The sequence below is a fragment of the Planococcus sp. TJ-301 genome (assembly GCF_058268475.1).
This window is the reverse complement of sequence record NZ_JBZDOH010000003.1, coordinates 74,180-91,713: the sequence shown is the minus strand read 5'-3', so window position 1 is coordinate 91,713 and position 17,534 is coordinate 74,180. Positions and strand designations below refer to the sequence as shown.

The 17,534-nt window shown below is 50.7% G+C and carries 16 protein-coding genes and 1 other annotated feature; of the genes, 14 read left to right on the top strand and 2 right to left on the bottom strand.

All coding sequences use genetic code 11. The features are described 5' to 3' along the window. The first annotated feature begins 36 nt into the window (after positions 1–36). Positions 37–657 (top strand): phosphatase PAP2 family protein, encoded by a 621-nt coding sequence (locus AC4EHJ_RS13315; RefSeq protein ID WP_490976111.1) that lies wholly within the window; start codon positions 37–39, stop codon positions 655–657. A 50-nt stretch (positions 658–707) separates the two neighbouring features. On the opposite strand, the gene AC4EHJ_RS13310 is transcribed toward AC4EHJ_RS13315, so the two are convergent. After that, positions 708–1,988 (bottom strand): ammonium transporter, encoded by a 1,281-nt coding sequence (locus AC4EHJ_RS13310; RefSeq protein ID WP_490976110.1) that lies wholly within the window; start codon positions 1,986–1,988, stop codon positions 708–710. Between the two features lie 12 nt (positions 1,989–2,000). Then, positions 2,001–2,342 (bottom strand): P-II family nitrogen regulator, encoded by a 342-nt coding sequence (locus AC4EHJ_RS13305; protein WP_490976109.1) that lies wholly within the window; start codon positions 2,340–2,342, stop codon positions 2,001–2,003. Between the two features lie 130 nt (positions 2,343–2,472). On the opposite strand from AC4EHJ_RS13305, the gene AC4EHJ_RS13300 reads away from it, so the two are divergent. From AC4EHJ_RS13300 to AC4EHJ_RS13240, 13 genes are all read left to right on the top strand, one after another. Next, on the top strand, positions 2,473–3,117 hold the full coding sequence (locus tag AC4EHJ_RS13300; RefSeq protein ID WP_490976108.1) for a uracil-DNA glycosylase: 645 nt from the start codon (positions 2,473–2,475) through the stop codon (positions 3,115–3,117). Positions 3,118–3,218: 101 nt separating this feature from the next. Further along, the gene (gene zupT, locus AC4EHJ_RS13295; RefSeq protein ID WP_490976107.1) at positions 3,219–4,028 is read left to right on the top strand and encodes a zinc transporter ZupT; all 810 of its coding nucleotides are present in this window, start codon (positions 3,219–3,221) and stop codon (positions 4,026–4,028) included. Positions 4,029–4,218: 190 nt separating this feature from the next. Then, a complete protein-coding gene (locus AC4EHJ_RS13290) occupies positions 4,219–5,436 on the top strand; it encodes an MFS transporter (protein ID WP_490976106.1) in 1,218 nt (405 codons plus the stop codon). A gap of 190 nt (positions 5,437–5,626) precedes the next feature. Then, positions 5,627–6,472, top strand: a complete 846-nt coding sequence (locus AC4EHJ_RS13285; protein WP_490976105.1) for a GNAT family N-acetyltransferase — start codon at positions 5,627–5,629, stop codon at positions 6,470–6,472. Positions 6,473–6,706: 234 nt separating this feature from the next. After that, positions 6,707–8,347: a ribosomal protection-like ABC-F family protein gene (gene abc-f / locus AC4EHJ_RS13280; protein ID WP_490976104.1), complete on the top strand. Its 1,641-nt coding sequence runs from the start codon at positions 6,707–6,709 to the stop codon at positions 8,345–8,347. 79 nt (positions 8,348–8,426) lie between these two features. Then, positions 8,427–9,395, top strand: a complete 969-nt coding sequence (locus AC4EHJ_RS13275; protein WP_490976103.1) for an ABC transporter ATP-binding protein — start codon at positions 8,427–8,429, stop codon at positions 9,393–9,395. Next, the gene (locus AC4EHJ_RS13270; protein WP_490976102.1) at positions 9,392–10,030 is read left to right on the top strand and encodes an ABC transporter permease; all 639 of its coding nucleotides are present in this window, start codon (positions 9,392–9,394) and stop codon (positions 10,028–10,030) included. The genes AC4EHJ_RS13275 and AC4EHJ_RS13270 overlap by 4 nt, the downstream gene beginning before the upstream one ends. Before the next feature lie 12 nt (positions 10,031–10,042). Then, positions 10,043–10,951 carry an ABC transporter substrate-binding protein gene (locus AC4EHJ_RS13265; RefSeq protein WP_490976101.1) on the top strand — a complete coding sequence of 303 codons (909 nt, stop codon included), beginning with the start codon at positions 10,043–10,045 and terminating at the stop codon, positions 10,949–10,951. A 147-nt stretch (positions 10,952–11,098) separates the two neighbouring features. Next, positions 11,099–12,247, top strand: coding sequence for a thiolase family protein (locus AC4EHJ_RS13260; RefSeq protein WP_490976100.1), 1,149 nt, complete (start codon positions 11,099–11,101; stop codon positions 12,245–12,247). Between the two features lie 18 nt (positions 12,248–12,265). Beyond that, positions 12,266–13,036 (top strand): SDR family NAD(P)-dependent oxidoreductase, encoded by a 771-nt coding sequence (locus AC4EHJ_RS13255; protein WP_490976099.1) that lies wholly within the window; start codon positions 12,266–12,268, stop codon positions 13,034–13,036. A 19-nt stretch (positions 13,037–13,055) separates the two neighbouring features. Then, positions 13,056–14,204 (top strand): acyl-CoA dehydrogenase family protein, encoded by a 1,149-nt coding sequence (locus AC4EHJ_RS13250; RefSeq protein ID WP_490976098.1) that lies wholly within the window; start codon positions 13,056–13,058, stop codon positions 14,202–14,204. Next, a complete protein-coding gene (locus AC4EHJ_RS13245; RefSeq protein ID WP_490976097.1) occupies positions 14,205–15,194 on the top strand; it encodes a CaiB/BaiF CoA transferase family protein in 990 nt (329 codons plus the stop codon). 18 nt (positions 15,195–15,212) lie between these two features. Beyond that, positions 15,213–16,829 carry a long-chain fatty acid--CoA ligase gene (locus AC4EHJ_RS13240; RefSeq protein ID WP_490976096.1) on the top strand — a complete coding sequence of 539 codons (1,617 nt, stop codon included), beginning with the start codon at positions 15,213–15,215 and terminating at the stop codon, positions 16,827–16,829. A gap of 423 nt (positions 16,830–17,252) precedes the next feature. After that, positions 17,253–17,485: a binding site (T-box leader), on the top strand. Positions 17,486–17,534 lie beyond the last annotated feature (49 nt).

Sequence of the window (17,534 nt, the reverse complement as noted above, 5' to 3'; positions counted from 1 at the left end):
TATAATAGATGGAAGCAACAGGGAGAGGGTGGGGTCATGCGACGTATTTTTTATCCGTTGGGAATGGCTACGTTAATTGGTTTCTTTGCAATCATTACGGCATACTCGACACCGGAATTCAAAGAAATTGATGCCTGGGCTGCCGACAAGCTCTATGGTTTAGCGTGGCTAGGCAGCCTGTCGGTCTTTGGCGAAGATCCGGTGCTCTTCGTAGTGGGAATGGCCATGATTTTATACTTATGGTTCCACCACCGGAATTACCGGGCGATGCTTTTTGTTTTCCTGACCGTGGGAGCTGGAAAGGCGTTGAACGTCCTGCTGAAAGAGGCGTTAATCCGCGATCGCCCACCGGTGCCGCAAGAGCTGGAAAGCTATAGCTTCCCGTCCGAGCATGCGATGGGCGGACTCTTATATATTTTCACAGCGGCTTACTTCATAACAACGTACATGGTTTCTGAAATTGGGAAATGGCTGGTGTGGCTTGCGGCGATAGGGCTGGTTGCCGGGATCGGGCTTTCCCGTGTGGCTGGAGGCGAGCATTATTTTTCGGACGTGCTGGCCGGCTGGTGCGCAGGGTATACATTATTCGTAGCAGTCGCTATCTGGTACGAGTTCCGGGAACACCGCTTTGAAAAGCTGCAAAAAGCTGCAGAATAGATAAAAAAAGCAGGGCTTCCATTATCGGAAGCCCTGCTTTTTGGATGGGATTAAGGTTTGGATGTGCTTGGCCGTTCGCCCATGCGGTTCAAGCGTGTAGCGAATGATTCCGCGGAAGGCGTTGAACCGCGAAGGACGTCTTGCATAGCGTATGCTTGTGAACCGTGTTCGGAAAAATCCAAGCCGTTTTCTTCTTCTTCAGCAGAGACGCGGATCGGCGAGATGGCATTGACGGCGTATACAACGATTCCGGATGCTAGCGTAGTCCATCCGATGACAGCCAGAATGCCGACTGTCTGGATGCCGAGGGTTTCTGCACCGCCGCCGTAAAGCAACCCGCCTGACGTATCGAAGAAGCCTAGCGCGATAGTTCCCCAAATGCCTCCTACACCATGGACAGCGATGGCGCCGACCGGATCATCGACACGGATTTTGGAGTCGAGGATGCGGACTGCTTCTGTCATGATGATGCCAGCCAGAAGGCCGATTGCCATAGCCCCAAGGAACGATACATTGGCGGCGCCGGCGGTAATGCCAACTAATCCTGCAAGCGCCCCGTTCATTGTTAATGAAGGGTCGATTCGGCCGTAGCGGAAACGGGTATAAAGAGCTGTAGAAATAACTGCGGCTGATGCAGCAAGCAGTGTATTCAAAATGACTGGAGGCACGAGTTCAGGATCGGCGGCAAGAGTGCTCCCGCCATTGAAACCGAACCAGCCGAGCCATAAGATGAAGACGCCAAGTGCGCCAAGCGGCAAATTATGGCCAGGAATCGAGTTGACAATCTTGCCGCTGTATTTCCCAAGACGCGGCCCTAATTTCCAAGCTGTAACGAATGCGGCGGTCGCACCAGTCAAATGCACAACGGTCGAACCGGCAAAATCGATAAAGCCGATTTGGGAAAGCCAGCCGCCGCCCCACACCCAATGCCCGACAATCGGGTAGATGACGGCGGTCATTGCCACAGTCAGCATGATATAAGCAGACAATTTCATCCGTTCTGCAACCGCGCCGGAGATGATAGTGGCGCAAGTGGCAGCGAATACCGCCTGGAAAACAAAAAAGCTGATGTCTTCACGGCCGGCAAGCAGGAACCCGTCAGTGCCGACCATGCCGAAAGCCGAGGTGCCGAACATCAAGGCGAATCCGACAAAAAAGTACAGGATAGAACCGAGGCCAACCGTAATGAGGTTTTTCATCAAAATGTTCAAGGTGTTCTTGGAGCGGGTAAAGCCGGTTTCCAGCATAGCGAATCCCGCGTGCATAAAAAAGACCAAAATCGTGCCAATCATTACCCATAACATATCTACTGAACTTTGGACTGCTTCCATTTGATTTCCTCCTTATCCGACGGCAATAGTGCCGCGTTCTTTTGTTCTGATGCGAATAGCTTCTTCAACCGGTAGGATGAAAATCTTGCCGTCTCCGACTTCGCCAGTAGCGGCATACTCGAGCAGCGCTTGAACGATGTCTTCGACTTTGGAATCATCGACCACCATTTCCAGTTTTATTTTTGGTGAAAATTCCATGGTATAGGCATTTCCCCGGAACAGGCCAGTGCGCCCTTCCTGTTTACCGATGCCGGCGATTTCAGTGACGGTCAATCCATCTATGCCTTCAAGCGCTAATGCTTGGCGGACGTCAGCGAAAACCGAGGGACGGATAATGGTTTCGATCTTTTTCATGTTCTCTCCTCCTTCGTGTTAGGTTTGTTAACATCATAATCAATGTATTCTGACAATGCAAGCTTTATTTTTAATTAACGTTAGAAAACCTTACATTAAAAATGAATAACAGAAAATCGAGGTGTTTTTTATGTATGAATTATCAGATGAATTAGTAAAGCTAGGGGTAGAGCGCATAAAGGGATTCCCGGTCGACGGCTTTGTCAGGAGCCGCGGTACGCGAAACCCGGCATTAATGCTGGTAGGGGAAGCGCCGGGCGAAAACGAGATTGAAACCGGGATTCCGTTTACAGGAAGGGCCGGAAAAGAATTGATGGCGTCGCTTGGCGGCGTCGGTTTGGAGCGCGAGGACGTTTACATCACAAGCGCGGTGCGCAGCCGTCCGTATAAATGGGGGAGCAAAAAAGAGCGGGACGGCTCTTTAACCGAAAGAAAATACAACCGTGCGCCCACTAAAAAAGAGATTATTGCCCATGCGCCTATTTTGGACGCTGAAATCCATGATCTCAATCCGCCACTGATCGTAACGCTCGGCAATGTTGGGCTGCAGCGTTTGATCGGTCCTCAGGCGAAAGTGACGCAATTGCATGGTGTGCTGTTGGAAACGCCGATTTTAAAGTGGGACGAGGAAAATCAACGGTTTATGGAGACGGAACAGCATTATCACCTATTTCCGACATTCCATCCGGCCAGTGTGTTCTATAATCCGCCGGTTCGCTTGTTGAAGGATGAGGATTGGCTGAAGCTCGGGGAACTGTTGCGCATACGAGGATAAGTAAGAATAATGGGAAATTTTTCTTCATTAAAAAAAGTTGTGGGCAGGAAACTTTTATCGTACAATAACCTTAATCATCAGAACGGAAGGACGTCGAGATTATGGACAGTACGGTATTATTTGCGCTCGGCTTGACGTTATTCGCGGGATTGGCCACAGGGATCGGCAGTTTGCTCGCCTTTTTCGCATCCCGGACCAATACGAAATTTCTGTCGGTATCCCTTGGTTTTTCGGCAGGGGTTATGATATATGTATCAATGATTGAAATTTTTGTTAAAGCGAAAGATTCTTTGACGGGTGCTCATGGCGATACGGCGGGCTATTGGCTAACGATTGCCGGATTTTTTGGCGGCATGATTTTCATGGCGATACTTGACCGGATTTTGCCGCAGCTCGGCAACCCGCATGAAGTGCGGACGGTAGAGGATATGGATGAAGGGCCGACCAACGACGAATACGCACGGCTGCGGAAAATGGGTATTTTCACTGCATTGGCAATCGGGATCCACAATTTTCCGGAAGGCATTGCGACGTTTATGTCAGCCATTCAGGATCCAGGACTTGGTATTGCCATCGCTATTGCGGTGGCGATCCACAATATACCGGAAGGCATTGCCGTATCGGTACCGATTTATTACGCGACAGGAAGCCGACGCAAAGCGTTGAAATATAGTTTCTTGTCCGGCATAGCAGAGCCGATTGGAGCGATTGTAGCATGGCTGATTTTGATGCCGTTTTTGAGCGATACGCTGTTTGGTATCATATTCGCCGGAGTGGCAGGGTTAATGGTTTTCATTTCGCTGGATGAACTATTGCCTGCAGCTAAACGCTACGACGAAGCGCATTTATCGATTTATGGGTTAATTGCCGGTATGGCAGTAATGGCTTTGAGCCTAGTGCTGTTGGCATAAATGCACCGGAAGCGTAGGCCTCTTTATCCCTGGGTAAGGGATAAAGAGGTTTTTGTGTTTAACGCCAAAATCAGGACTGATTTTTCCGAAAAGTTAAACATTTCCACTGCTGTTGCGGCGCACAAATTCTAGGAGTATAGTATTGGTGTAAAGACACTGCATTACATGTGTAAAGACAAGGGGGATTAGAATGGCTACACTAGCTGAAAAAAATATCACTGGAATTTCGCGCAATAAATTATTGGGCGTTGCGGGATTAGGCTGGCTATTTGACGCGATGGATGTCGGCATCTTGTCGTTCGTCATCGCCGCGCTTAAAGTGGATTGGAATTTGTCGGTTCAGCAGATGGGCTGGATTGGCAGTGTAAACTCCATTGGGATGGCGGTCGGAGCATTCGTTTTCGGCATCTACGCGGATCGGGTGGGCAGAAAAAAGATTTTCATCATTACGCTCTTATTATTCTCGGTAGCAAGCGGACTTTCCGCTTTCACCACAACGCTCGCAGCGTTCATGGTTTTGCGTTTCTTCGTGGGCATGGGGCTTGGCGGAGAACTGCCTGTTGCTGCAACGCTTGTTTCTGAAAGTGTGCCGGCGAAAGAACGCGGGCGCGTCGTCGTGCTGCTCGAAAGCTTTTGGGCAGCCGGCTGGTTGTTGGCGGCCATCATTTCTTATTTCATCATTCCTTCATACGGCTGGCAGGTAGCTTTGCTGTTGACGGCATTGCCGGCATTCTATGCGTTGTATTTGCGCATCAATTTACCAGATTCGCCTCAATTCACGGCGAAAAAGAATGTTTTGCGTTCTGTATCGACCAATATCAAAGAAGTCTGGTCTAAAAAATATCTGCGGCCGACGATTATGCTGTGGGTTGTCTGGTTTATGGTCGTATTTTCTTATTACGGCATGTTCCTATGGCTGCCGAGCGTTATGATATTGAAAGGCTTCACGCTGATCCAAAGCTTTAAATACGTTCTCATCATGACATTGGCACAACTGCCGGGATATTTCTCTGCAGCTTGGCTGATCGAACGCATGGGAAGAAAATTCGTGCTCGTCACGTATCTGCTTGGAACCGCGGCCAGCGCATTGGTGTTCGGCAACGCGGAAACCCTTGGCATGCTCATCGGAGCAGGTATTTTCCTTTCCTTCTTCAATCTTGGGGCATGGGGAGCGCTTTATGCTTATTCACCTGAGCAATACCCGACGGTCATCCGTGCGACGGGGACAGGCATGGCCGCGTCATTTGGCCGTATCGGAGGTATTCTTGGACCGCTTTTGGTCGGTACCATGTTGGCTGCTGATTACGGTGTGGGCTGGATTTTTGCGATTTTCTGTGTCGCCATCATCATCGGTGCAATGGCCGTAGCGTTTCTTGGAACTGAAACAAAACAAATGGAATTGGAATAAAAGCATTGAAACTGTCCTTCTAGCTGGCAAAGCTGAAGGACGGTTTTTTTGTGCTTGATTTGGAAATTGTGGCGGGTGCAAAGCCAAAAAACTTGCATCGGCTTATTAAAATGCAAGAGAAAGAAGGGAATTCCCTTTTTCTAGCCAATTAAGATGTTATAGAAAGATTTTAGAGAAATGAGTGAGCGGGATGGAATGGGAAATGTACAGCGATGCTATGGCCTTTGCAGAGCAGGTTGAGGCGCTGCTATATAAACGGGAAGACGAATATAGTTTGTTCATTGGAATCTTGGAGCAGATCAAAAAAGGGCGATATGAGGAATATTATTTGGGAATTGCGAAAACTAACGGCGAAATTGCGGCGGTGTGCTTGATGACGCCTCCTCATCCTTTGCAGTTGATCACTTTTAATGGGCATGCCGGACTTGAAAAAAACATTGCCGAAAAATTGATGGATTCGGGAATTTGGGTGGATTCCATAATTGGCGATCGCCAGACGGCGGAAGCCTTCGCACGGGCTTGGTCCGCCAAAAAAGGGACAATGCCCAAAGAAGTGATGAACCAGGGCTTGTACCGCGCCGATTCAGTGAACCGGAAGCTGGCGAAAAGTCCGGGCACGTGGCGCGTCGCAAGCAGTAAGGATGCGCCGCTGTTAGAAGAATGGATGCTGCTGTTCGAGCGGGATACCGGCATCGCCGCTTCAACGCCGGCGGAAGCAGCCCGGAAAATAGATGAATTTCTGGAACGCAAAGAAGTTTTCGTTTGGGAGGATCGGGGAGAAATGGTGTCGTGCATGAAGAAAGCGCGTCCTTCGAAGCATGGCATCACGGTGTCGTTCGTTTTTACGCCGGCCAAATACCGGCGCAGGAGCTACGCGAGGACACTGGTCGCCGAGGTGACTGAGGAGCTGCTGGAGGAATACGATTTCGTCATGCTGTATACAGATCTTGCCAACCCGACCTCCAATAAAATCTACCGGGAAATTGGCTATGAGCAGATTGCGAACCCGGTGCATCTGAAGTTTGAGGAGAAATAGAAAGAATAATGTGATAGTATGGATTTATTAAACCGAAGGGAAGATGGGTGGCCGATGGATAACTAATCCTTTTTCTTAAAAGCCAAAAGTTTGGCGCAACAGAAATTGGATTCGTCTGCCCATTTTTACAAAAAAGGTTTTCCGCCGTTTGGCGGCTTATTTGGGCATGCGAATCCTTCCGACTAGTAAATCGGAGGGATTTTTTAATTCCTCGATATAAGGGGGCATTACGCTATGGTCATACGTGGCATCATAAGCAAATTATCCATTCAATACGGCGACCGAACGGTATTGAAAGACGTCCGGACAGAAATTCCCGAAGGGGCACGCATCGGGATTACAGGAGCGAACGGAGCCGGTAAATCGCTGCTTCTGAAAGCGGTGGCTGAAGGGGGAGCGGGCATCCGGTGGCTGGGTGCAAAACCGTCAATCGCTTATATGAAACAAGAAGTTGGCGAATTGGAATACAACGCCTCCACTATAGACAGCCGGAAATTTGAAACGAAATGGAACGTTCCGGAAAAGCGCGTTCAGCTCAGCGGAGGAGAAGCGATCAAAGTGCGTTTGGCGCGTACGCTGGCAGAAGAAGCGGATGTCCTGCTGCTGGATGAACCGACGAACCACCTCGATGCAGAAAGCGTTAAGCTTGTTACAGACCAATTAAAAAAGTATGAAGGCACGCAGCTCATCGTGTCGCATGACCGTTATTTTTTGGATGAAGTTGCTACCCACATCTGGGAAATAGAAGACGGGAATCTTATCGCATGCGAAGGGAATTACAGCGATTCCCGAAAGGCGAAAGAACATCGGAAACTGACGCAGCAGCGGAAATACGACAAGCAGCTGGCCCGGATTGCAAGTGTCGAACAACAACTCTCCGAACTCCAGTCTTGGTCCGGAAAAGCGCATGCGGAGTCTACAAAGCAGGACGGATTTAAGGAGTTTTACCGGTCAAAAGCGAAGCGGATGGATGTCCAGATTCGCAGCAAGCGCAAGCGGCTGGAAGCGGAGCTGGAAAAAGAGCGCGTAGACCAGCCTGTGGGCGATGCAGAAGTGAAATTTGAAATCAGTGGCGCTCCCAAAAAAGGCCGGCGTGTAATGGAATTGAAAAATGTCGGGAAAAGTTTTGGCAGCCGGGTGTTGTTCAGCGGCGCGTCCTTTACTGTGCAGCATGGAGAACGGATCGGGCTGGTCGGTGCAAACGGCAGCGGGAAATCCACCTTTTTTCGTATGTTGATGGAAGAAATGGACTATACGGGTGAATTCTGGCGGACGGAGGGCATGAAGTTGGGGTATTTGAGCCAAGATGTTTTGGATTTGCCGGAAGATGAAACACCAGCCCGTTTGTTCGAAACCTCAAGTTTTGAACGGCAAGGCCAAATACGGACTTTGATGGATAATTTGGGCTTTGGGAGGCAGCATTGGCAAGAACCTGTCCGCCATATGAGTATGGGAGAGCGGGTGAAGTTGAAATTGATGGAGTTCATGCTCGCTGAATGCAATGTACTGGTGCTTGACGAGCCGACAAACCATTTGGATCTTCCTTCGAGAGAGCAATTGGAGAAGACCTTAGCGGTATTTCCGGGGACGCTTTTAATCGCCACGCATGACCGCTATTTCATGGAAAGGCTGGCAGACAGGCTATTGGTGTTCGGAAACGGCAAACTGGTGAAATATGAAAGCGGTTATGCCCGATGGTTAGGCAAGAAAGCTGAACATGTGGAAAGCGATTTTCTGCAATTGGAGACGGAGCGCCAAGCGGTTCTCGGCAAACTGAGTTTCATGAAGCCGGGAGGCAAAGAATATGCCGCGCTCGACAGCCGCTTCAACGAGTTGACCAAGAAAATTAAATCGCTTCAATCACCACCGAAATAAGGTTCGTTCAGGAGTAGTGCGCTTTGAATAAGGGTAAAGAAATAAGCATTAAGAAATCGGGTGGAAAGGGGCGGATGCAGTGATTCGCTTTGATAACGTTACAAAAAGGTTTCCGGACGGCACGGAAGCGCTGAAAGAGGTATCCCTCACATTGCCGGCTCATCGGTTGACAGCCATCATCGGCCCCAGTGGCTGCGGCAAAACCACGTTAATGAAGATGATCAATAAACTGGAAAAACCGAGTGAAGGAGAAATCTATATTGATGAAAAGCCGATAACAGATTTAGAAGAAGTTGAGCTGCGCAGGTCGATCGGTTATGTTATCCAGCGCATCGGACTGTTTCCGCATATGACGATTGCTGACAACGTGTCGCTTGTTCCGAAGCTGCGGGGTTGGGCAAAAGACAAGACAGACCAGCGCGTGCGCGAATTGCTGGCGCTTACTGGACTGGATCCGGAAGTTTATTTGGAACGTTATCCGCTTGAATTGAGCGGCGGGCAGCAGCAGCGCGTCGGAGTAGTGCGTGCGCTTGCGGGCGACCCGAACATCATTCTGATGGACGAACCGTTTTCTGCGCTTGACCCGATCAGCCGGGAACAGCTGCAGGGTGAACTGCAGAACTTGCAGCGGGAAATCCAAAAAACCATTGTCTTCGTTACGCACGATATGGATGAAGCACTGAAAATCGCGGACCTGATCGTGGTCATGCGTGCCGGGCAAGTAGAACAGATTGGCACGCCGGACGAATTGGTGGCTGAGCCTGCCAATGATTTTGTACGGAATTTTATCGGCACGGAACGGATCGAGCGCCAGCGGGTATTCGGCGAGAAGAAATTGAAAGAGTTTGCCAGCTTGTTTGCGCTTGAATGGAGCGGCGACGCACAGAAGATTTCTTCCGGCGCAACTATAGAAGAAGCGGTGCATGAGCTTGAAAAGAGCCAGCATAGCCGGCTTGCAGTGGTGGAAGAAGACCGCGTTATCGGTTACCTGTCGGAACATGATTTGCTAAGAGCGGCGCTCCGCAAGGAAGCAGGTGTGGTCGGATGAATAATTTCCTCAATACATTGTCGACGCGTCAAGACATGATCCAAAGCGCGTTTCTGGAGCACATTTATTTGTCTTTCGTAGCTGTGGCAGTCGGGGTGGCATTGGCTTTGCCGACGGGCATCCTCATTGCGCGCTATCGAAAATACGCCGAGCCGATCATCGGAGTGACGGCAGTGTTCCAGACGATTCCGAGTTTGGCGCTATTCGGATTCCTGGTGCCGATCCTCGGCATCGGTTCGCCTACGGCATTGATTGCGCTGATCATTTATGCGCTGCTGCCGATTTTGCGCAATACGTATACAGGAATCACCGGTGTCGACGGCTCAATTATTGAAGCGGGAAGAGGCATGGGTATGACGCGCACGCAGATTCTGCGGCAAATCGAATTGCCGTTGGCGCTGCCGTTCATTATGGCGGGCATCCGTACAGCAACCGTGTTGACAGTTGGCATCGCCACACTTGCCACATTCGTCGGTGCAGGCGGCCTTGGCGACATCATTTACCGCGGTTTGCAATCGTATAATAATTCCTTAGTGCTGGCAGGAGCTCTGCCGGTTGCTTTGCTTGCCATTGGCTTTGATCAGGTTCTAAAATGGATTGAGAAGCGGGCGACGCCAAAAGGATTGAAACTTTAAGGGGGAAAAGAAATGAAGAAATCAGCAGCAGTGATTTTATTGGCGGCATCAGCGGTTTTAGCAGGATGCGGCGGCGATTCGGGCGGAAGCGCATCGGATCCGATTGTCATCGGCGGCAAGCCATGGACAGAGCAATACATTTTGCCCCATATTCTCGGGCAGTATATTGAAGCGAATTCGGAGTATACCGTAGAGTACGAGGATGGCCTCGGTGAAGTTGCTATATTGACCCCGGCATTGGAAAAAGGGGACATTGACATGTACGTCGAATATACGGGCACAGGGCTGAAAGATGTATTGAAAGAAGAGTCAAAGCTTGGCCAATCATCGGAAGAAGTGCTGGAGCGTGTGCGCGCAGGATATGAAGAAACCTTAGGCGCGACATGGCTCGAACCTCTTGGATTCGAGAACGGCTACACGCTGGCGTATTCAAAAGACAGCGGTTATGATGCGAAAACGTATTCCGAACTTGCTGAGATCTCCAAGACGGAAGATATGTCATTCGGCGCTCCACATCCATTTTATGAACGCCAAGGAGACGGCTTCGATGACATGATCAAGACGTATCCGTTCAATTTCTCCGCAACTGAAAGCTTTGACCCTGCAATCATGTACGAAGCAGTGAAAAATGGCGATGTGGATGTTATCCCAGCCTTTACAACGGATAGCCGAATTGGATTATTCGATTTGGAAACGACCGAAGACGATAAATCGTTCTTCCCGAAATATGACGCGGCACCAGTCGTTCGCATGGATACGCTTGAAGAGTATCCAGAACTTGAAGAAGTGCTGAAAGGTTTGGCAGGGCAGATTTCTGAAGAGGAAATGCTCGCGATGAACGCGAAAGTGGACGTTGACCAGGAAGTCGCCAGCGATGTTGCACGCGAGTTCCTGCTGGAAAAAGGATTAATCGAAGAATAATGCACAGATCCCGCAGACACTTCTGCGGGATTTTTTGTATGGCATTTGCTAATGAACTCTTGTACAATAATTTTAATGAGTGAATAGTCATTCAATTCAGGAAATTGGGAATGCTTGCGATTTAATAAAGATAGATGGGGTGAAGAAATGAGAGAAGTGGTCATTATTGAAGGGGTGCGTTCGGCAGTCGGACGCCGCAAAGGCATCTTCGCAGAAACACGTCCGGATGAATTAGCGGCGCTCGTGCTGGAAGAATTGGTAGCACGTGCCGGCGTCCAAAAAGGCCTGGTGGAAGATGTGATTTTAGGCTGTGTTTCACAAGTGGGTGAACAAAGCGGCAACGTTGCGCGGACAGCAGCTTTGATAGCGGGATTCCCGGATTATGTGCCGGGTGTGACAATCGATCGCCAATGCGGCTCGAGCCAGCAAGCGGTCCATTTCGGGGCCCAAGCGATCCTGTCAGGCGATATGGACATCGTCATTGCCGGTGGGGTGGAAAGCATGACGCGCGTGCCGATGTTCTCGAATGTACAAGAGGCGAAGCCAAGTGAAAAATTGGCCGCACAATACGAAATCATCAACCAAGGGCTGTCGGCTGAACGCATCTCGGAAAAATGGGGTTTTACGCGGGAGCAATTGGATGCTTACGCGGTTGAAAGCCACGAGCGTGCGCAGCGGGCCATCGACAACGGCGCGTTCGAAAAGGAAATTGCGGCGATTAGAGTGGGAAGCGAGAACGGGGAGAAGCGCTTAGTATCCATTGACGAAGGGCCGCGGCCCGGGACGACAATGGAGGTTTTGGCTGGCCTGAAGACGGTGTTCCAAGAAGGCGGCGTCATTACAGCTGGCAACGCCAGCCAAATGAGCGACGGAGCATCGGCGGTATTATTGATGTCCCGCGAAAAAGCGGACGAACTCGGCTTAGAGCCAAAAGCCCGCATTATTGCCCGTTCAGTCGTCGGTTCTGATCCGACATTGATGCTGACGGGACCGATTGCCGCAACGCAGAAAGTGCTTGAAAAAGCGAAGCTGGAAATCAGCGATATGGACCGTTATGAAGTGAACGAAGCTTTTGCTCCGGTGCCATTGGCGTGGCTGGCGGAAATCGGCGGGGATCCGCAGAAACTGAATGTCAACGGCGGCGCCATCGCGCTCGGTCATCCGCTTGGTGCAACCGGCACGAAACTCATGGTTTCGCTGCTCCATGAGCTTGAACGAAGTGGCGGGCGCTATGGGTTGCTGGCAATCTGTGAAGGGATGGGCATGGCGAACGCGACAATCATTGAACGTTTATAGGAGAGAGGGGCAGCAAATATGAAATTTTCAGATGTGAAAGCGGTTGTGACTGGAGGGGCTTCGGGACTTGGTGAAGCGACAGTCCGCCGTATTGCAGCAGGCGGCGGAAAAGCGGCCATCTTTGATTTGAACAAAGAACGGGCCCAGGCACTGGTTGCTGAGTTGGGGGAAGAAAAGGTCGGTTATTTTGAGACGAATGTGGCCGATGCGCAACAAGTGGAAAAGAGTTTTGCGGAAGCGGTAGAACGCTTTGAATCGATTAATGCAGTGGTCAATTGTGCAGGAATCGGGACACCTGGCAAGGTCGTTTCAAAAGGTGCACCAATTGCCCTGAGCCAATTTGAAAAAGTTATCCAAGTGAATTTGGTCGGAACGTTCAACGTCATTCGCGTGGCGGCTGCGGCGATGCAGCATAACGCCCCGAATGACGAAGGGGAACGGGGCGTCATCATATCGACAGCTTCAGTAGCTGCATTTGAAGGACAGATTGGGCAAGCTGCCTATAGCGCCTCGAAAGGCGGCGTGGTGTCAATGACGCTGCCGATTGCGCGCGAACTTGCGCGCGATGGCATCCGCGTCCTGGCGATTGCGCCAGGATTGATGCAGACGCCGATGGTTGACGGCCTGCCGGATGCCGCAATCGAGTCGCTGTCCCGTTCCGTGCCATTTCCGGCGCGCCTCGGCCGGCCAGCAGAATATGCCCAATTGGTGCAGAGCATGTTGGAAAATACCATGCTGAACGGTGAAGTGATCCGTCTTGATGGAGCAATCCGCATGCAGCCGAAATAAACGACAGGGGGAAATGGCAATGGCGAAATATCGTTTCGAAGAACAAGAGCACGAAATGTTCCGCAAATCGCTCCGCAAATTCCTGGAGAAAGAAGCGGTTCCGCAATACGATCAATGGGAGAAGGATCACCTCATACCGAAGTCTTTCTGGAAACGCTTGGGCGATATGGGCTTTTTATGTCCGCAAGTCGACGAGCAATACGGCGGCCTCGGCCTCGACTTCCGTTACGCGGTGATTATCGGTGAGGAAATGGAACGGGTAGGCGCCAGTTTGACGGGTGTCGGGCTTCATAATGACATTACTGTGCCTTATATCGAAGCCTATGGCACGGAAGACCAGAAGCAGCGCTGGCTTCCAGGTTGTGTGTCGGGTGAATTCATCACCGCAATCGCCATGACCGAACCGGGTGCGGGGTCAGACTTGGCCAACATTTCGGCTACTGCCGTACGCGATGGCAGCAATTACATCGTCAACGGCCAGAAAACCTTTATTACCAACGGCATCAATTCTACGCATGTGGTCGTAGTGGTTAAAACGGACACGAAAGCGGAGCCGAAGCATCGCGGGATTTCGCTGCTGATGGTGGAAGAAGGAATGGCAGGCTTCACGAAGGGGCGCAAGCTCGATAAAGTCGGGCTTCACGCGCAGGACACGTCTGAGCTGTATTTCGAGGATTGTGTCGTGCCGGCCGAAAACCTCATTGGCGAGGAAAACAAAGGTTTTACATATTTAATGGAAAAATTGCAGCAAGAGCGTCTAGTCGTAGCGCTTGCTGCCCAGACGGCTTCGGAAGATATGCTGGAAATGACCTTGGATTACGTCAAATCAAGAAAAGCGTTCGGCAAACCGATCGGCTCTTTCCAGAATTCACAGTTTAAACTGGTTGAAATGGCCACGGAAATTGAGTTGGGCCATTCTTTTCTGGAATCGCTCATTGAGGACCACATGGCCGGCAAAGATATCGTGTCAAAAGTATCGATGGCGAAATACTGGCTGACGGATACAGCCAAAAAGATTGCCGGCGAATGCATGCAGCTTCACGGCGGCTACGGCTATATGGAGGAATACAAAATTGCGCGGCGCTACCGCGATATCCCGGTAGCTGCGATTTATGCCGGTTCAAATGAAATCATGAAGACGATCATTGCCAAACGGATGGGCTTGTAAATGGACAATGCGCTGACAGGGATCCGCGTGCTGGACGTGACCTATTATGTACCCGGTCCGTATGCCGGCATGCGCTTGGCACGGATGGGGGCTGAAGTGATTAAAATCGAACCGCCGGCAGGTGATCCCGCCCGATATATGGGCGGCGGCTTCGTGCATGAAGCCAACAATATCGGCAAAACCATTATCGCCATTGATTTGAAGTCGGAAAAAGGGCTTCTAGAAATGCTCGAGTTGGTAAAAACGGCGGATGTCCTTTTGGAAACCTTTCGTCCCGGTGTCATGAAGAAGCTCGGGCTTGGCTATGAAACTTTGAAGCACATCAAGCCCGATTTGGTGTATTGCTCGTTGTCAGGCTACGGCCAAACCGGTCCGCTCGCGCTTCTCGGCAGCCATGATTTGAATTACATGGCATTATCCGGTGCGCTCGAGCAGATTTCGGATGCCAGCGGACGCCCTGTCCATCCGGCCAATACATTTGCGGATTATACGGGTGGGCTTCTTGCTGTGGAACAGATTTTGTCAGCATTGCTGCGGAAATTCCGCACAGGCGAAGGGGCGCATTTGGACATTACCTTAGCCGAAGTGATGGCCGAATTCCAAGGCAATCACGATATTTATCAAAGCCGGGGAGTTTCCGAAAGCGGAATTCCTGAAATTGGCGGTTCCCGCATCAGCTACGCGATTTACGAAACTAAAGACGGACGTTACGTCACGCTTGGGGCGCTGGAAGAGAAATTCTGGCATAATTTTTGTGAATTTGCCGACCGTCCTGAATGGTGGAGCTGGAGCGCAAAGGCGCCGGGAAGCCTGGAGCATGAACAAGTTGCCGCTTTTTTCAAAGAGCGGACGTGGCAGCAATGGTATGAGGCGTCGCTGACAATTGATTGCTGCCTGGCCCCGGTGTTGAAAGCGCATGAACGCTTCAACCACCCGCAGTTCAAGGCGCGCAAAAACCGCAAGCAGCAGACGCAGAATGAAAAATGTTGAAAAGGAGCTGGGTATTCTATGATGGACGCACCGTTATTATTGTCTTCATTCGTCAAAAGGGCTGAACGTTATTTTCCGGAGAAATTGATCATTTCGCGGACGGGAGAAAACACTATCCACCGCATACCGTATAAAGATTTTGCGAAGCGTACGCGCCAATTGGCCGCGGCGTTGGAAAAAATCGGCATGGGCCGCGGTGTGAAAGTCGGCAGTTTCGCTTGGAATCACCACCGGCATTTGGAATTGTATTTCGGCGTACCAGGCTCGGGCGCGATTTTGCATATGGTCAATATCCGCCTGTCTCCCGAACATATCATTTATGTCATTAACCACGCAGAAGATGACATTCTGCTGGTGGACCATGATTTGTTTCCGCTGATTGAAAAAATCGCTCCGCAGCTGAAGACGGTCAAGCATTTCGTCATCATGAAAGACGGCTTGGAATTGCCGGAAACGCAGCTCGAGAATGTCCATTCCTATGAACAATTGATGGCCGCGGAAGACGGCAGTTATGAATTCCCGGAAGATCTGGATGAGAATACGCCCGCGGGAATGTGCTACACGTCAGCAACGACCGGCAATCCGAAAGGTGTCGTCTATACGCATCGCGGGCTGGTGCTGCACAGTTATGCGCTTGGCATGGCGGATTCCATGGCATTATCAGAGCGTGACATTGCACTGTCCATCGTGCCAATGTTCCATGCTAATGCGTGGGGGCTGCCGTTTGCTGCCGTTTTATTCGGCACGACGCAAGTGCTGCCGGGTCCGGGATTTGCACCAGGGATGCTGCTGGATTTAATCGAACAGGAAAATGTCACCTTGACCGCGGGCGTGCCGACGATCTGGCTCGGCGTGCTGAAAGAACTGGAAGCCAATCCGCGCAATATCGACACATTGCGCATGATCATCTGCGGCGGTTCAGCGTCGCCGAAAGGACTGATCCGTGCATTTGAAGAAAAATACAACGTACCGTTCGTCACCGGCTACGGCATGACAGAAACTTCTCCGCTTGTCAGTTTGGCAGTTACGACTTCCGCGATGGCGAACTTGTCGATGGATGAACGCATCGAGCGCCGGGCGATGGCCGGGCTGCCGATGCCCGGGCTTGAAGTGCGCATTGTCAATGAAAACGGCGAAGCGCCGTGGGACGGCGAGACGATGGGCGAGTTGAACGTCAAAGGCGCGTGGATCGCGGATGAATATTACAAGGATGAACGGACAGCGGATGCTTTCCGTGATGGCTGGCTTTATACCGGCGACATCGCGGTCATCGAGCCCGACGGCTATATCAAATTGACGGACCGCACAAAAGATCTGATCAAGAGCGGAGGCGAATGGATTTCTTCGGTCGACCTTGAGAACGCGTTGATGACCCATGAAGCGGTGTTTGAAGCCGCAGTCATAGCCATTCCGCATGAAAAATGGCTCGAGCGCCCATTGGCGTGCGTCGTGCTGAAAGAAGGCTACCGGGAAGATGACGCCATGAAGGCGGAATTATTGGCGTATCTGGAAAGCCAATTCGCCAAGTGGTGGGTTCCGGACGATGTGGTATTCCTGAAGGAAGTGCCGAAGACGTCTGTCGGGAAATTTTTGAAAGCCGCGCTTCGCAAAGATATGGCAGGCCATTACGGGTGAGAAAATTATTCGCTATATAAGTTGAGCTAGTGAATATTCATAAACGATACTCCGCAAAACAGCTGCGCTTGCCGCGGGCGAGCGCCAAGCCTCCTCAGTCGCTTCGCTCCTTGTGGAGTCTCGGCTGTCTCGCTTTCCCGCAGGCGTCTCCGCTGTTTTGTTCTGTATCGAGAGATATTACAGCGAAGGCGCGTAAAAGGGCTAGGCGAAGCTATGAGACGAGTGTTCTTCTCGGCTCATGGCGAGAGCCTTGGCCAAAGCGTCCGAAGCGATTTTTAATATGATATTTTATTAGTTCAACTTAATATAAAAACATATGACTTGACAGAATAAACAAAACCTTTTAGTATGAGGGACAACTTGTTGAACGAGCGGCAAGTCTATTTGAGAGAAGAGCCCAGAAAAGTTAAGAATAGAAGAGTGTATAAATCGAGGATTGAGACGAGTAGGCAAGGAGATCCATCTTAGAGAGTCAGCGGCTGGTGGAAGCTGATTGGATCACTTGCGCGAATGGACTTAGGAGAGCTGGCCAGAAAGCGGAAGCGAGTAAGGCAGACGTAAGCCCTGCGTTAAAGGGAAAGGCGAAGAGCCTGTTTTAAGTGAGTGCAAAATTTGCATTAATGCGTGGTGGTACCGCGGTTTAACCCGTCCCCGCAACCGGATATCTGTCCGGTTGCGGGGATTTTTGCATTTAAAAACGAGTTG

Coding starts and splice junctions, on each gene's coding strand:
- AC4EHJ_RS13315 (WP_490976111.1), top strand. CDS start 37: ATGCGACGTATTTTTTATCCGTTGGGAATGGCTACGTTAATTGGTTTC.
- AC4EHJ_RS13310 (WP_490976110.1), bottom strand. CDS start 1,988: ATGGAAGCAGTCCAAAGTTCAGTAGATATGTTATGGGTAATGATTGGC.
- AC4EHJ_RS13305 (WP_490976109.1), bottom strand. CDS start 2,342: ATGAAAAAGATCGAAACCATTATCCGTCCCTCGGTTTTCGCTGACGTC.
- AC4EHJ_RS13300 (WP_490976108.1), top strand. CDS start 2,473: ATGTATGAATTATCAGATGAATTAGTAAAGCTAGGGGTAGAGCGCATA.
- zupT (WP_490976107.1), top strand. CDS start 3,219: ATGGACAGTACGGTATTATTTGCGCTCGGCTTGACGTTATTCGCGGGA.
- AC4EHJ_RS13290 (WP_490976106.1), top strand. CDS start 4,219: ATGGCTACACTAGCTGAAAAAAATATCACTGGAATTTCGCGCAATAAA.
- AC4EHJ_RS13285 (WP_490976105.1), top strand. CDS start 5,627: ATGGAATGGGAAATGTACAGCGATGCTATGGCCTTTGCAGAGCAGGTT.
- abc-f (WP_490976104.1), top strand. CDS start 6,707: ATGGTCATACGTGGCATCATAAGCAAATTATCCATTCAATACGGCGAC.
- AC4EHJ_RS13270 (WP_490976102.1), top strand. CDS start 9,392: ATGAATAATTTCCTCAATACATTGTCGACGCGTCAAGACATGATCCAA.
- AC4EHJ_RS13265 (WP_490976101.1), top strand. CDS start 10,043: ATGAAGAAATCAGCAGCAGTGATTTTATTGGCGGCATCAGCGGTTTTA.
- AC4EHJ_RS13260 (WP_490976100.1), top strand. CDS start 11,099: ATGAGAGAAGTGGTCATTATTGAAGGGGTGCGTTCGGCAGTCGGACGC.
- AC4EHJ_RS13255 (WP_490976099.1), top strand. CDS start 12,266: ATGAAATTTTCAGATGTGAAAGCGGTTGTGACTGGAGGGGCTTCGGGA.
- AC4EHJ_RS13250 (WP_490976098.1), top strand. CDS start 13,056: ATGGCGAAATATCGTTTCGAAGAACAAGAGCACGAAATGTTCCGCAAA.
- AC4EHJ_RS13245 (WP_490976097.1), top strand. CDS start 14,205: ATGGACAATGCGCTGACAGGGATCCGCGTGCTGGACGTGACCTATTAT.
- AC4EHJ_RS13240 (WP_490976096.1), top strand. CDS start 15,213: ATGATGGACGCACCGTTATTATTGTCTTCATTCGTCAAAAGGGCTGAA.